The sequence below is a fragment of the Algoriphagus vanfongensis DSM 17529 genome, from assembly GCF_000429465.1.
Taxonomy (GTDB): domain Bacteria; phylum Bacteroidota; class Bacteroidia; order Cytophagales; family Cyclobacteriaceae; genus Algoriphagus; species Algoriphagus vanfongensis.
The window spans coordinates 498021-513748 of the sequence record NZ_AUBX01000010.1 but is presented as its reverse complement, the minus strand read 5'-3'; the positions used below and the strand labels follow the sequence as shown (position 1 = coordinate 513748).

The 15728-nt window shown below is 45.3% G+C and carries 8 protein-coding genes; 3 read left to right on the top strand and 5 right to left on the bottom strand.

All coding sequences use genetic code 11. The features are described 5' to 3' along the window. The first annotated feature begins 40 nt into the window (after positions 1-40). Positions 41-1132, top strand: coding sequence for a putative type IX sorting system protein PorV2 (locus tag G460_RS0107425; RefSeq protein ID WP_425393929.1), 1092 nt, complete (start codon positions 41-43; stop codon positions 1130-1132). Beyond that, complete coding sequence (gene porU2, locus G460_RS0107420) at positions 1129-6138, top strand: putative type IX secretion system sortase PorU2 (protein ID WP_026954759.1); 5010 nt, start codon at positions 1129-1131, stop codon at positions 6136-6138. Before G460_RS0107425 ends, porU2 begins: the two co-directional genes overlap by 4 nt. On the opposite strand, the gene G460_RS0107415 is transcribed toward porU2, so the two are convergent. Beyond that, complete coding sequence (locus G460_RS0107415; protein ID WP_051315961.1) at positions 6135-6830, bottom strand: TVP38/TMEM64 family protein; 696 nt, start codon at positions 6828-6830, stop codon at positions 6135-6137. The genes porU2 and G460_RS0107415 overlap by 4 nt on opposite strands. A gap of 102 nt (positions 6831-6932) precedes the next feature. On the opposite strand from G460_RS0107415, the gene G460_RS0107410 reads away from it, so the two are divergent. Then, entirely contained in the window at positions 6933-8087 is a 1155-nt protein-coding gene (locus tag G460_RS0107410) for a cystathionine gamma-synthase (RefSeq protein WP_026954757.1), read from the top strand. Here G460_RS0107410 and G460_RS0107405 read toward each other — a convergent pair. The 4 genes from G460_RS0107405 to G460_RS0107390 are packed head-to-tail and all read right to left on the bottom strand — an operon-like array spanning position 8079 to position 15727. Further along, a complete protein-coding gene (locus tag G460_RS0107405) occupies positions 8079-8912 on the bottom strand; it encodes a hypothetical protein (protein ID WP_026954756.1) in 834 nt (277 codons plus the stop codon). The two genes, G460_RS0107410 and G460_RS0107405, sit on opposite strands and share 9 nt — an antisense overlap. Positions 8913-8915: 3 nt before the next feature. Next, positions 8916-9866, bottom strand: a complete 951-nt coding sequence (locus tag G460_RS0107400; protein ID WP_026954755.1) for a Smr/MutS family protein — start codon at positions 9864-9866, stop codon at positions 8916-8918. Next, positions 9863-11158: a cryptochrome/photolyase family protein gene (locus G460_RS0107395; protein ID WP_026954754.1), complete on the bottom strand. Its 1296-nt coding sequence runs from the start codon at positions 11156-11158 to the stop codon at positions 9863-9865. Before G460_RS0107395 ends, G460_RS0107400 begins: the two co-directional genes overlap by 4 nt. Positions 11159-11200: 42 nt before the next feature. Beyond that, a complete protein-coding gene (locus G460_RS0107390; RefSeq protein ID WP_157366885.1) occupies positions 11201-15727 on the bottom strand; it encodes a translocation/assembly module TamB domain-containing protein in 4527 nt (1508 codons plus the stop codon). Position 15728 lies beyond the last annotated feature (1 nt).

Sequence of the window (15728 nt, the reverse complement as noted above, 5' to 3'; positions counted from 1 at the left end):
CGTGAAAGCCCATTCCATTTTAAGTCTTCTTTTTTGTAGTTTGATTCTGGCCTTATTGGCTCCGATCACCAGTGGCTTTTCACAAAATATCACTCCAAAATATTCCAATGAATTTCTCAATATCGGTGTGGGAGCACGTGCGTTGGGGATGGGAGGGGCCCAGGTAGCTACTGCCAGAGATGTGACGGCGGCGTATTGGAATCCTGCCGGATTGATGGGAGTGGAGCATCGATACGAAGGGATGTTGATGCATGCGGAGTATTTTGCAGGTATTGCCCAGTATGATTATCTGGCTTTTACGACTCCTTTGAAGGATCAAAGTCAATTGGGAATTTCCCTGATACGTTTTGGGGTGGATGATATTCCGGATACCCGATTTCTCTATGATGCCAATGGCGCACTCAATTATGACAATATCCAGTTTTTCAATGCGGCTGATTATGCCTTGCTATTGACTTATGCTCGAGATATCTCAGATCATTTCAAAGTAGGAGCCAATGCCAAAGTAATCCACAGGAATGTGGGGAAATTTGCTTCAGCATGGGGATTTGGACTGGATCTCGGTGGGATGTATGTCAAAGATAGACTGACAGTGGGCCTCATGCTGCGGGATATTACTACTACGTTTAACGCCTGGGCGCACAATGCAGAGCTGGTTCGTGATATCTATGCTGATACTGACAATGAGATTCCGGTCAATTCCGTCGAGCTGACACTGCCTCGGGCCATTCCTAGCTTGTCGTACCAGTGGGGGCTAGGCAAAAATATGCAGCTGCTTACAGCATTGGATCTGGAGATGACATTCGATGGAGAGAGAAATACGCTGATCTCTACTCCTGTCATGAGTTTGGATCCTAAATTGGGATTGGAGTTGGGCTTCAAAGGAATAGCTTTCCTTCGAGCAGGATTGAGCAATTTCCAAAACATTAAGGACTTCCAGGGAGAGGAATCATTGACCATGATGCCTAGTGCAGGTTTGGGAGTACTGCTTAATGAGCGCTTTCAGATAGATTATGCATTGTCTGATATTGGCAATGTCTCCGATACTCCTTATTCACATATTTTTTCGGTGAAAGTTTCTTTGGAAAAGCTAGAGGAGGATTTTCGAAAATTTAAAGGCTGGACTAGATGAGGAGAATTTTATTCATGTGGGCACTGTGGTGCTTTTCCTTTCATTCGATGGCGCAGCAAAGCCCTTGGTATAGCTACGGGCAGGATTATTTCAAAATCCCGACTGCTCAAGATGGTATCTACCGGCTGAGTCCAGAGGCATTGCAGCAGGCAGGGATGAATGTGGGGACCGTGGATCCTCGGAATTTCAAACTATTCCATCGAGGCAAAGAGGTGGCGATCCATGTGCAAGGAGAGCAGGATGGGAAATTTGATAGCGGCGATTTCATTGATTTTTATGGCATGAGAAATGACGCAAGTCTTGACTCGATTTTGTATAGTGAAACTCTTCCGATTCCCAACCCTTACTTCAATACGCATACTGACACGACGGCATTTTTTCTCACGGTAGCAGAAAGCCCCGGCAAACGAATGACTGTGCGCCCAGCTCCGGTCAATGAGCCTCAAACACAAAGCTATCAGTCGGAAAGATTGCAGGTGTTTAGCGAGCAATATTCATTGGGAGTCAGTTATGCTTTAGGATTCCGAACTTCCAATTACGATCAGGGGCAAGGCTGGATGAGTTCGGTGATCAGCAAGGGAGCTACACGACAGTTTGTGTTTGACAATTTGGGGACTAAAGCATCCAGTGGAGAGGCCTTTCTTGAGATTGGGCTTACGGGTCGCTCTGCCAATACTCATTCAGTCAGGATTTTGGCAGGAACGAGCGCAAGTAACATGAGGCAGGTCTATGTGTCTACTTTTCAGGGGTATGAGTCAGATCAGGTGACTATACCTCTTGCGATGTCAGATTTCAACTCCAACGGAAGTATTACCTTGGGTATCAGTCCTAATGGATCTGAAAGTACGGATAATGTCTCTGTCACCTATGCCAAAATCCGATATCAGAAATCCAAAACAAATGGAGATTTTGAGCATGAGATATTTAGTTTTCCGACAGGAAATACACAGCTCAGAATCACATCTACTGCGGCCGACTATGTGGGATATGATATAGCTGACCCAGCTAATCCCCAGCAAATCGTATTGGACAGGTCCAATGGTGCTTTGGCTTTTGTTGGATCAGTACAGGCGGGGCCCAGTAAGATTTTGGTTCAGAATGCTTCCCAGATCCAACAAATCGACGCCATACAGAAAGTTCGTTTCCGGGATTACCTTTCCCAAAAAGCCGATTTTCTCTTGGTAGGAAGCAAAGCTCTGGAGTTAGCTTCAGAGCAATTTGACAATCCTCTCCAAACCTACGCAGAGCATCGGGCATCACCAATCGGTGGAGGTTTTGATACCTTGACCTTGATCATGGAAGAGATCTATGATCAATATGGCTACGGAGAGCGATCTCCTGTGGCTTTGTATGAGTTTTTGCATACTTACTTTCCTGTGCATCGCCCTACTCACATGTTGCTGGCAGGGAGGGGCTTGGCTATTTATTCTACAGCACGGAGTAGCGGTGTCACATATTTTTACAGAAATAATCCGGCTGTGTTCCCTTTTCAGGATTTGGTGCCGGTAGGAGGATATCCATTTTCCGACAATCAGTATGTGATTGGTCTGGATCCTACTAATCCTATGGTGCCGGCAATGGCTGTGGGAAGGATCCCCGCCAAGACATCACAGCAGTTGGAGGACTATTTCCTGAAGGCGAAAGAAAAAGATGAACTCGGCCTATCGGAGCCCTGGCAGAAGGAATTGATCCACTTGGGCGGTGGTGTGTCCGAGTTTGAGTTGGATCGATATTACAACTTTTTGAATGGCTTCAAGGATATTGCTGAAGGGCCTTTTCTAGGGGGAAATGTGACTACCTACCGCAAGAGGTCCAATTCGGAGGTAGAGGTGATCGACATCACTGGTGATCTGAATGAAGGCCGATCTTTGGTGACATTCTTTGGTCATGGGGCGCCCACCATTTTGGATATTGACATTGGGTTTGCGTCGGATCCTACACTTAACTATCAGAATAAGGGTAAATATCCTGTGATGCTTTTCAATGGCTGCGATTATGGCAGTGCCTTTGGCAATTCGTATACGCAGGGAGAAGACTGGGTGATCACTCCTGAAAAGGGAGCTTCCAATATCATGGCAAATTCTGCAATCGGAGTGGATGTGTATTTACGTCGCTATTCTGATTCTTTTTACAAAAATGCTTTTGCCGATAGTACACAGATCTACAAAACGGTAGGTGAAGTGAAAATGGAAGCGGAGCGGGATTTTATCCAAAACTACGGCACCAATCCGCTGAATTATTCTCATATGGAGCAGATGATCCTCATGGGAGATCCTGCACTGAGGATGTTTCCTGCTTCCAAGGTGGATTACTACATTCAGGAAAGTGAGGCGGAGATTTCCAGTTTTGATGAGTTGCCGATCTCAGCACTTTCAGATTCCCTTCGTTTGAGTTTTCAATTGAGAAATATAGGACTGGTAAACGCTGATTCTGTCAATTTCCGGGTCAAGAGACGCTTGCCATCAGGAGAGGAAATCACCTATCCAGCAGTGCGAGTGGCAGGAGTGGCTCGAGTAGCGAGTCTGGAGTTCACCATTCCAAATATGGGAGTGAATGCTGCTGGGGAAAATAGTTTTTACCTAGAGATCAATCCAGATAGAGATCCTGAGGAAATGAGCTATACCAATAATCAGGTCACTATCAATCAATTCATTCCGCTGAGTGGGACGCTGCATCTTTCGCCTTGGGACTATGGAATCGTATCAGATCAACAGGTCGAATTGATCGCACAAATCCCCGGTGGAAGCCTAGAAGATAGGATCTTGATTGTGCAGCTGGATACTACGGCTTCTTTTAATTCTGCTTTTCGTAAGGAAGTCCGACCATCCACGAGAGGGTTGATGCGTTGGGAGGTGGATCTCTTGTCAGAAGCAGATTCGATGACTTATTACTGGAGATCCAAGTATCAGGAACCCAAAGCAGGGGAAACGGATGCGTGGACCCAGACGAGTTTTTCCTTCATCCCCAATGGACCTGAGGGATGGACCCAGCGCAGGTTTCAGCAACTTCAGGAAAATCAGCTGGAGAATTTATTGGCAGATGAATCCAAAAGGGAGTTTGAGTATGAGAAAACCCATTTGGAAATAGAAGTATTTACCCCGGGAGCTTCTGTAGATACCCTGAGCTATCGAAATACGCAGTTTTATATCAATCAGCTTCCATATATCATCGACAATGTCAACAATGCAAATAGTAGACTTTGTCCCAATGGCTCGCTTGGTTTGGTGACTTTTCAGCAGAAAACGCTGCAGCCTTACTTGCCTGTGCCTGTACCGGGATTTGATATTTTGGATTCCAGATCTTGCGGTAAGTCTCCTCAGCTGATTCAGAGCATTCAAAACTCATGGATTACCACTCCAGGCAATACCATGCTGAGCCAGTTTACCGAAGGGGTGGAAGAGGGGGATTATGTGGTCATCTTCTCCGTGGGCAATGTGACTTTTGATAGCTGGCCGGATGAAGCTTATCAGTTGATTAAGCAATTTGGGGCGAGTGAAGTGACACTCCGTGCATTGCAAACTGGCGACCCATATATTCTCTATGGGCGGAAAGGTATGCAGCCAGGTGAGGCGATCGAGATAGTAGGCAATCCGGATTTTGAAGTGCCGGCGAGTCAGCAGACTTTGTCTTTCGATACCGAATTGGATGGCTATCTGACCAATGGCAAAATCTTGACCCCGAGAATCGGCCCTGCTAGTAGTTGGGAGCGGTTTTTTCAACACATCAATGACAAACCTTGGTTTGTAGAAGAAGGAAATACCTCTTTTGATATCTTGGGTGTTCGAGATAGTGGTCAGGAAGACTTGCTGATGGCAAATGAGTCTGCGGAGCAGATAGATCTTTCCTTTGTCAGTCCGGAAACTTATCCATATTTACGTCTCCGCTATGCGATGAGTGATAGTAGCTCTACAGCTCCGTCGGATTTGGATCGCTGGCAAGTGAACTATACCGGAGTGCCTGAGGGAGCTTTGGTAGTGAAAAATCAACAAAGCACACTTCAGCTTCAGGAGGGAGAATTGGGGTATTTGGATTTTGAATTTGTCAATATCTCTGATTATGACTTTTTAGACTCGATTCAGGTGGATTGGAAGCTGACCAATACTACATCCAAACAAGTAGAGACATTCTCCAAAAAATTTGCTGCGCTAAAAGCAGGAGAAAGCTTAAGTCATAGTATCGAGTTTAATTCCAAAGGACATGTTGGGGAGTATGAGGTGGAGATTTTTGCCAACCCCCGGATTCTCCGCGAGCAGACTTACAGAAATAATCAGATGGATCTGGGAGCCTATTTCTCAGTTGCCGCGGATGACTCCCAGTCATTATTAGATGTGAATTTTGAAGGGATCTATATCATGGATGGAGATATCGTGTCGCCCAATGTCCTGATCAATGCCATCCTGAAGAATGATCAGACATTGCTTTATAAAACCGATACGCTAGGCTTGGATATATTCCTCAAGTCAAGCTGTGAGTCCTGCGACTTTACCCGATTGAATTTCTCGGATCCCAATTTGACTTGGACTCCTGCCTCAGAGGATTCTGACTTTAGAGTTTCCTTAATGCCGGGTCCTTTGGAAGATGGGATTTATACATTGAGAGTACAAAATGATGATTCTCCGACGCCATATGAAGTGACATTTGAGGTGATCAATGAATCGACCATCACCAATTTCTACCCATACCCTAATCCTTTTAGCACCAGCGTTCGCTTTGTTTTTACAGTGACGGGAAGTCAGGTGCCAGACGAGATCAAGATTCAGATCATGACTGTGACTGGCAAGGTGGTCCGGGAGATCCTGCAGCAGGAGCTTGGCCCACTGCGAATAGGAAACAATCTGACTGAGTATGCATGGGATGGCAAAGATGAATTCGGAGACCAACTAGCCAATGGAGTTTATATCTATCGGGTACTGGTCCGCATCGATGGGCAATTTGTCGAGCATAGACCGACGGCCGGTGACAGAGGATTTAAGAAAGGATATGGGAAAATGTATTTGCTGCGCTAGGCTGCAGATTTTTTCCAATTGACCCAGATTCCCCAGATACTGAAAGCCAAGAAAGCGATCAAAAAAGTAAGCTGCCAAGGGTCTTTTAGGTTTTCTCTGGCATGAAGAAAATCATTGGCCAACTTGCCTGCAAGCAAGGCTAAAACTGTCCGCGGAAACATCCCCAGAATGCCATAGATCAGGACTTTTCTCAACGAGACTTTCAACGATGCAAAGAGGAAGTTGGAAACTGCAAAAGGCACTATCGGGCTGATCCGGATAAAAAAGACAAGTTTTCCAAGGTTGCCTTCGCGTTTTTGTAGCTCAGACTGGAAGTCGGGGTTTCTGTCAAAGAGAACTTCCAGAAATCCGGAATTGAACCATCTGCCTAGTCCATAGCCAATGCAAGTGGCGAGTGAATAGGCAAAGACCATATCCAGTAGTCCCCACCAACCCATCAAATACCCCGTGACTAGAGCCGTGAATGTGGTGGGTAGTATTGCCAGCCCCATAATCAATCCTGCTGCCGCTATAAACATCAAATGTTCACCGTAGCTATCAGGAGAGATTTTCTCCAAAAGCGGATAATTGCCAATCACCCAAATACTCCCGAAACTGGGAGCTAAAAGAACCCATAGCCATCCCAAAGCAGCCCAAGGCTGAGTCTTGAGGTAAGTAGGAAAGATTTGGAGAATATTGCCCTTTTTTGTCATATTTGGCTATGCTTCGGGATAGTCCGGGCTGCAAGTATAAAGGAAGCTGTCAAATCATCCTGCATCCTTTGCCTTTTACTGAAAAATTCAATTCAAATTTCCATGAAATTCGGAACCAAAGCGATTCATGCCGGTGTGGAACCAGATCCATCTACCGGAGCTATCATGACTCCCATCTATCAGACTTCTACTTATGTGCAGCGATCTCCGGGAGATCACTTGGGCTATGAGTATTCCCGTACTCACAATCCCACCAGAACAGCCTTGCAAAATAGTCTTGCAGCTTTGGAAAATGGCAAGCATGGCATTTGCTTTTCCTCTGGATTAGCTTCTGTCGATGCTATTTTGAAACTCTTTTCTCCGGGAGATGAGATCATTTCTACCAATGACCTTTATGGTGGTACCTATCGGCTTTTCACCAAAGTATTTGAGAAATACGGACTCAAATTTCACTTCGTGCCGATGGCTGATACACAATCGGTGGAGGAAAAAATCAATGAGAATACAAAGTTGATCTGGACGGAGACTCCTACCAATCCGATGATGAATATCGTGGACCTCAAAGCGCTGGGAGAGGTAGCCAAAAAGCATCAGATTCTCTTTGGTGTAGATAATACTTTTGCGTCACCCTATATTCAGACCCCTTTGGATCTGGGAGCGGATATCGTGATGCATTCGGTGACCAAGTATCTGGGCGGACACTCCGATGTGGTCATGGGAGCTTTGGTGGTCAATGACGACGAACTGGCGCAAAGACTGGCTTTTATCCAGAATGCCTGTGGAGCTACTCCTGGTCCTCAGGATTGTTTTTTGGTGCTGAGAGGTATCAAGACACTTCATATTCGGATGGAGAGGCACTGTCAAAATGGGAAAACTATCGCCGCCTATCTCAAAAACCATCCTAAAGTAGCCAAGGTCTACTGGCCGGGTTTTGAGGATCATCCCAATCATGCGATTGCCAAAAAACAAATGAAGGACTACGGAGGGATGATATCTTTCACCTTGGTAAATAACCAGCTGGAAGATGCCAAGAAAGTGATGGAAGGATTTAAATTATTTTCCTTGGCAGAGTCTCTTGGAGGCGTCGAGTCTCTTTGCGGACATCCAGCGTCCATGACCCATGCGAGCATTCCTAAAGAGGAGCGGGAAAAGGTAGGATTGGTGGATTCCCTGATTCGATTGAGTGTGGGGATAGAAGATGCCGAAGATCTCAAAAATGACCTTGCAGAAGCATTGGCCCAGTTGGGGTCAGATTAAAATTTTCTGAAATAAAGTAAGAGCCTGTTTTTCGACTTTGGAAGACAGGCTTTTCTTTTCTTGGGTCAGTTCCTTGACCCATTCGACGTATTTTTTGCTGACATTTTCCTTGTCGCTTAAGAAAAATGTCAAAGATTGGAGTTCCAAATGATTGGAGTACCAGGTTTTTAGGAGGTTTTTGAGAGACTCCATCTCACTGTGCACTGTGTCGATAAAAATCGCATTGAACCCCAGATGAAGAAGCAGGTTTTCGAGAAGAATGATTTTTCGTAGTCCCACATAGAGATCTTTGAGCGCTTTGCTGTCCATGCCTTTTCGTTTTTCCATCTGGAAAAACTCAAGTTCTTCCTGGATCAGCTGGTTGATGGCCGTATTGATCATCAGGGGCTTGATTCCTTTACTGGCTTGCTTGGACTTGCTCAAAAAGTCATCCCATTGGCGCAGGGAACTTCCCACGACCATATCAAATGTCTCAGTGTAAAGTCCTTTTTTATGCTCGTCCAAAAAAGCCCCATAGCTATTGTAGGTCAACTTCCCCGATTCTTGTCGAGCTTTGAACCCCCTCTCCACCGTTTTGAGATGGTTGATTTTTTTGAGGTTTTTCTCCAGCTTGTTGAAAGGAGCAAAGAGGTCAAATTGAAGGCCTTCTTGCTCGAAGTGAACCTTGGCAAGCAGGTCACTGTAAGTTTCTAGAAAATTGAGTTTTCGGTAGAGTTCCTCAGCCTTTTTGGACTTGATCTGGCGTCCCAACACAAGAAAAAGTTCTTTGGCTTCAGAATGCTGCTGCTCGAAAACCTGAAATACGGGAGAAATTTTGACAGCCATCGCTTAGGAAATTCTTACCAGAGTCGCACCATAGCCCCATTGATCTTTTTGGGTGTCTTGAAAGTACTTAATATTTTCCATTTGACTCAGGCGCTTGTGAATTTCTTTGCGGAGTACGCCATTGCCCAGTCCATGGATGAAAGTCATCTCGTCCATCCCGGCGCGAACGCCCTGATCGAGTTTTTTCTCGAAAGTTTCCAGCTGGATTCTGAGCTTTTCTGAATTGCTGAGTTGTTGATGTTCATCCACCAGTTCTTCGATATGAAGGTCGATGGTTTTGGAGGGTTTGGAGACCGGACTTTCGACTGGTTTGGGATTGAGTTTTCCCAATTCCTGATTGAGCGCCCTGATATCCAGTTCTTGGGTGGTTTGCTCCAGATGAAAGAGGTAGGCGGATTTATTTAAAAAAGGAGCTGTCCCCAAATGCTTAAAAAACTGGGTTGGCTTGATTTTGATCTGCCGTTCAAATGGAGGAATCGCTTTTTCCAGTCTGTTTTGGATAGGCAGAAATCTCAATAGAAAAGCAGGCCATTGGTCCATTTCTTTGAGTAGGCGATCATCAAATTTTTTGGCAATGCCGGGCTTGACGCTTTCTGCCAATAGCGTCCGTTGATTGCTACCAAATACCTCAGATATATGGATGAGATAGTTTTGCTTGCTATCGTTGATGAGGTACAAGCTTAAATTCTGATCATTGATCGGGACAAATGCCAAATAAATCCCTTGATCCTTTGGTGCAGAAATAGCAACTGGAGTTTCTGAAATGATATCTGGCTCATCCGAAGTGCCAAAGTAAGACTTTTCGGCTTCTGAGATCACCACAGCTTCGGACTTCATGGCCGGAATGATGAAACCATCTTCAATTTCTACTTCTATCCTTCCACTTTTCGAAATCTTTCGGATGATGCCTTCTTCTTTTCTATGAAGGAGTCTCACTCGGTCGCCTATATTCATTGATCCAGTGCTTTTTTGTAGGTGTCTATTGCTCTCTGTCTTGCAAATTTATGATCTACGATGGGTTTTGGGTAATCTTTTGTGCCAAATTCCGGCAACCACTTTTTAATATAGCACTGGTCTTTGTCAAACTTCTCCATTTGAGACTCTGGATTGAAAACCCGGAAATAAGGCTGTGCATCTGTGCCTGTTCCGGCTGCCCATTGCCACCCTCCATTATTGGAAGCGAGTTCATAGTCCAGTAGCTTTTCTGCAAAATAGGCCTCGCCCCAGCGCCAGTCGATGAGGAGGTGTTTGGTCAAGAATGAGGCGACTACCATTCGCACACGATTATGCATGTAGCCGGTTTGATTGAGCTCACGCATACCGGCATCTACTAGCGGATATCCTGTCTTACCTTCACACCAAGCCTGAAACTCACCCTCGTCATTTCTCCAAGGAATCTGATCATAGGCAGGCTTAAAGGCACTGTCTACCACCTCAGGATTATTTGCTAAAATGCACATGTAAAATTCCCTCCAGATGAGTTCGTTGAGAAACGTATCGTTGAGTTTGGATGCTTCAAGTGCTAGTTTTCGGATGGAAATGGTGCCAAACCTCAGGTGAATGCCAAGTCTGCTAGTTCCATTTTTGGCCGGAAAATCTCGTTTTTTGTCATAGTTTCTGAGCTGCTCATCCTCCCAGGTTTTGGCGGGAATCTGGACGTCGCTAGGCTCAAAACCCAGCTCTTCTAAGCTCGGGATTTTGAAATCTTTCTTGGGGAATAGGATTTTCCACTGGAAATAGGAGAGAGGCTCAATTTTTTTCTTCTCAAACTTCTCCTTCCATACTTTGCTGTAGGGCGTGAATACTTTGTAAAATTCTCCTGACCCATTTAGGATTTCCCCAGGTTCGAAGATCACCTGATCTTTGAAGGTATAGAAGGAAGCACCTTTTTCCTCCAGCAGCTTTTCTACTTCTTGATCCCGACTACGGGCATAGGGCTCATAATCGCGATTGGTATAGACGGCGGAGATGTCATATTGCTCAGCTAGTTTTCGATAAATCTCGATAGGCTTCCCATAATGAACCATCAAAGAACCGCCTTTTGATTCGAGCTCATTGCTCAATCGGAGAATCTGGTCATGGATAAAGTGAACTCTTGCATCCCTTTTGGGAAGCTCATCCAGAATGTTTTGATCAAAAATAAAAAGCGGTAAGACGTTTTTCTCCTGCTGCAAGGCATAGTAAAGGCCGGTATTGTCTTCCAGCCTGAGATCTCTCCGAAACCAGAATATTGTGATTTTTTGCATGCTAAGTCTTTTAAGAAAAAAGCATTTAAGCCATCAGATTGTTTAGTCTTCCTCCTCTCTTATATAAAGAAACTGACTCTTGGTTTGCTTCAGCGAATCTATTCTGTCTTCAATATTATCCAGATTGATGGGTTTCCAGTTTTCACCTCCTTCTTGATTGTAGCGGAGGTAGTTGTCTGAGTCTTCGTAGAGTAGATCCGGCTTTTGTTTTTTACGGATGATTTTTTGGAACAATTCGGAAAAGGAATTGAAAGAAACGTTTTGGGATACCGCTACTCCGTAGGTAGCTACATTTTTGGAGAGTGAAAGGGAGGTGAAGGTATTGAAGTTGTTGCGGTTGAAAATCCGGATTCGGTAGACTCCATCATCAGTCAGCAAGTATTCCGCCTGCCAATCTCCTATGATGGAAGCGGCATCCGCATTTCCTGTATTATCCGTGAAACCTCCATCTCGTGATACGCGAAGCCTTCCATCAAGGAAAGTGTAGGCCACACTAAGCTGGAACGTTTCCAGAGCACTTTGATCCAAAGAAGCCAAGTCGACGTTGATTTCCAGGTTTTTGTCTACCTGTCCTAGAAATGAATTGAGCTGAGAAGAAATCAATTGCCCCAAGCTATTGGAGAACGTATTGACTCCGGCAAACTGCCCCTCCGGAGACAGAGAGCGGGTCATGATCACAGAAAACACCTGACGGTTCATTTCCTGTTCGTCATTGGCTATCCTCGATTGGAAAGAGGAGATGGCAGTTTGGATATCTCCGGTATTGGGGAACTGCGAAAAGTCAAACCCAAAGGTAATCTCAGGAGAAAGTAGTTCTCCATTCAAGTTCATGATGACACCCACAGGATAGCGCCGATTGCTGACACTGCTCTCCTGATCTTGAGGCGTGCTGCTTGTGAGCAGTGGAGCGATGGACACGTATTCGGAATACTTGGCTGTCAGGTTCATGACGCCTTCATAGGGATCTCCATACCAAGTGATCCTTCCACCGGGCTCCACGGCAAATTCCTTCTTAATCACATTGTAGAGGGAGAAATTGTAGGTGGCTTGGGTGATTTCGTAGGATCCTGCCAGAGAAAAATTACCCTGTGTGTCGATATTTAAAGTCAAAACTCCCCGGCCTCTTCCGGAGATTTTTTCATCAGTTCGTGGGTCGATGATGATCTCAGCGTAAGCATCCGGAGTGAGATCCAGTTCAAAATTCATGCGGACATTCTCGATATTGAGGCGGTTGACTTCTTCGGCAAGCTCTTGGATTCTCACCGTATCCTGAATATTGATGAAGTGGATGTATTCCTCACTCGTCTGCTCGTCACTGCTACTTAGTGGAATGTAGATCCGGGTGTTTGGCTGGCTGGTAGCTCGGGCATTGATATCCAGATTCGTCGTAGACCCTTTGATTTCGATATTGCCTGAGACGAATGCCAGTCCATAGAAAACCTCATTGTCCTTGTCTGAGGTATTGAGCACGTGGAAGTTGTTTAGCCGGGCATTGATGTCCAAGAAAATATCATCAAGTCCCTGATAGGTCAATCCTCCGCTGATATTTGCAGTATTACCATTAAGGTCTTTTGCTACCAACCTGTCAAATGTTATTCTCCCGGGTTGGAATACAAATCCTCCATCCAGCTGGTAGGGAGTGTTGAGATAATTTACCCGCAGTTTTCCCTGATTGAATGTGCCGCGTCCCAGAAGTTTTGGGTTTTCCGTTGTGCCTTGTAGTTGGATATTGCCGGAGAGATTTCCGCCCAAACCTGAAATGTAATTGGAAAGAAAAGGCTCAAAAATCGCCAGCTCAGCATTGGTCAATTCTCCGTTCAGGTCAAACTCTTGATTTTCCAGCAAAAGATTTCCCCCGAGATAAATGGTTTTTTTGCCATTTAGCTCATTTTCCAGTTGCAGTTCCAGCTTGTCTTGGCTCAGATGGGCGCGAGTACTCAGATTGCCGATTGGGATGTTATTGATCACCAAAGAGTCAATTCCCAACTCGGATTCGAAGCCTCGCATCTGAACAGAATCCACCGATACCGTCAGCTGACCATTGATTTTTCCCTGATACTCCTGCGGAGTCAATGTGTTGAGAATATTGGCATTGACCTGATCTATGGTAGCTATGAGTTTGTTTTCTGGGTTTTTTCCCAAGATGCCCTCTAGATCGATCGATTGATTTTGGGACTGGATTTTCACATTTTCAAACTCAATTCCTTCAGATTGGATTCGGATTTGGTTTTCCGGGTCAAACTGCCATTCATCTCCCAATAAAATCAATTGTGATGGAGCAAAGGATAAATTGGTCTGTGTCGGTGAAAAAGTAGCTTCAGCTGTGATCCTGGCACTACTGGCAGTACTGTCTTGGTCTAGTGCAAAGTCCAGATCCAGGTTATCATTGTCCCAAATGGCCTCAAATCCAAAGTTGGAAAACTCGAGGGATGTGCCCAAGTTTTGGGATTTTGAGAAAATGTAGAAAGAGGCCAATACATCCTCGCTATTGATCAGTTTGGAAGTATTGAAGTCAATGTTGACATTATGCGCTGTGTTGTCATTGTATTGCAGCGTGTCGATCGCTGTGAAAAAATTGAAGATAGTGTTCTCAGCAGTCTGATAAAAAGCCCCTTCCATCAGGGTGTTTTTGGAAATGTAAAAATCAGGCTGAATGAGTTGAATGAGTGGGTTGACATCCAAGAGTCGGATGTTTAAGTCAATTTTATATTCCTGATTGAAGTACTCTTCTACATCTGCGACGGGCTGCTCTTGCTTGAACAAGATCGCGAGATATTGACTGTACAAGACAGGGAAATCTTTGGCCATTTGCTCCACAGCAAACTGTCCAGATGCGCCTGCTACCAGGTAATCAGAGTTGAGAGACATCGTCCGAGTACCTCCTGCAAAGAGTGATTGGAAAAAGAAATCACCGACTTCCAGAAAGCGGCCATCATATCCTACTTGAAGGTCTTTGACCCTCATGATTCCCGTAAGATCATCGATATTGATTCCCTTCGTGTCCATTTCCAGTTCTCCGGAGACAAAAGTCTGCTTGCTGGCCAGATTGAGGATGTCCAGGTTGGCTGTGTCCAGCTGTACCCGTAGATTGATTGCTTCGGAGGTGTCCCGCAAGTTGATGGATCCCGTACCAACGAGTTTCAGGTTGGGGTCTTTGATCGAAAGGTGTCCTTCGAAGAGGTCCAGTCCATAGTTGGCGTCTGTTTGAATATTGGTATAGGTATATCCCTTGACTCCTATCTTGGAAATCGCAGCATCCAGTCCTACCAGCAAATCCTCTCGAGTATTGCCTTTGAGGCTCACATTTCCTTCCAGACTTACCTTTTGCAAAAGATCTGGAGATTCGGCGATTTTGCCCAAATCCAGATTTCGAATCGTCACTTTGGATACCAGATTATTGGTCCCGTTTTGTTTTTCATAGGTGACCCTTCCGTCTACTTGACCAATGCTGGTGTTGAATTCTCCATTCGTATTAAAGCGATTGAGTAGTCCTGCAAAATCCGCATTGAGGCGGATGGTTCCGAATTTAAGCAGTTCTCGCTCTATGTCTTCGCTGACATAAGGAGCCAGATCTGAGGATACGATGGTAGAGTTTTGAAGGGAGAGGTTAATGTAGGTATCATCGATATCCGGAAGACCATCCAGGCGGAAGGATCCAAAAATCTCAGTTTTTTTGCCTACTCTCAAGAGAAATTCCTCGGATCTCAAATCCGATACAGGTCCTTGAAATTCACCCGTCAGTACGATGGCATCCTCTATGTCCGGCAAAGTAGGAGCAAAATACCTCAGGTCCTCTAGGTCCAGCGTGGATTCATCCATTCGCGTGATGATCACGACCTTATTGAGAAAATCCGTAAAGGAACTGGGAGTTGCATATTCAAACCGTAAATAATCCCGGATATGACTGTGGTCCGTGACCAGATTCAGCTGGTCAAATTCCATGAATTCGGAGGCGTAAGTAAACTGGGTTTTGATTTCTTTAATATTCAGACCAGAGCCACTTTCTGTTCCTGACAAATGGCTGATATGGATGGACACTTCTCCATTGATGATATCAAAGTCCGATGCGCTGGCATTGAGATTGACAAAATGCATGCGGTTGTAGTCCAAACCGTCTGTAATTGGTTCGGTGTTTAGATTGAGAAGGGAAAATTGTGAATTTCTCAAATCTATCTGGCCGATTCCAAATGCCGAGCCTCCGGAACTTCCTCCTGAGCCAAACAGTTGGGAGAGTTCGTCGACCCAAAGGTTGATGTTCATCCTAGCATCTCCTTCATGGGTGATGAGTTGGACGGTGGCTTTTTCCAGTCTCACTTGATCTAGAGATGGTGATCCAACAGAGAGAAGGGAACTGAGCTCAAAATCAACCAATGCCTCATCAGCCGCGATCATGACACTATCACGATGATCGAGGATCTCCAGCTGCTTGAGTTGCAGGGCATCCCACCAGTTGAGATCGATCCGACCGATGTTAGTAGTGAATTGGGAGTCCTTGTTCAGGTAGGATGTGACCCGGTCAATTGCCCAGTTTTGGACTGACGCGGTTTGCAGAAGCAGTGCAATCGCCAAG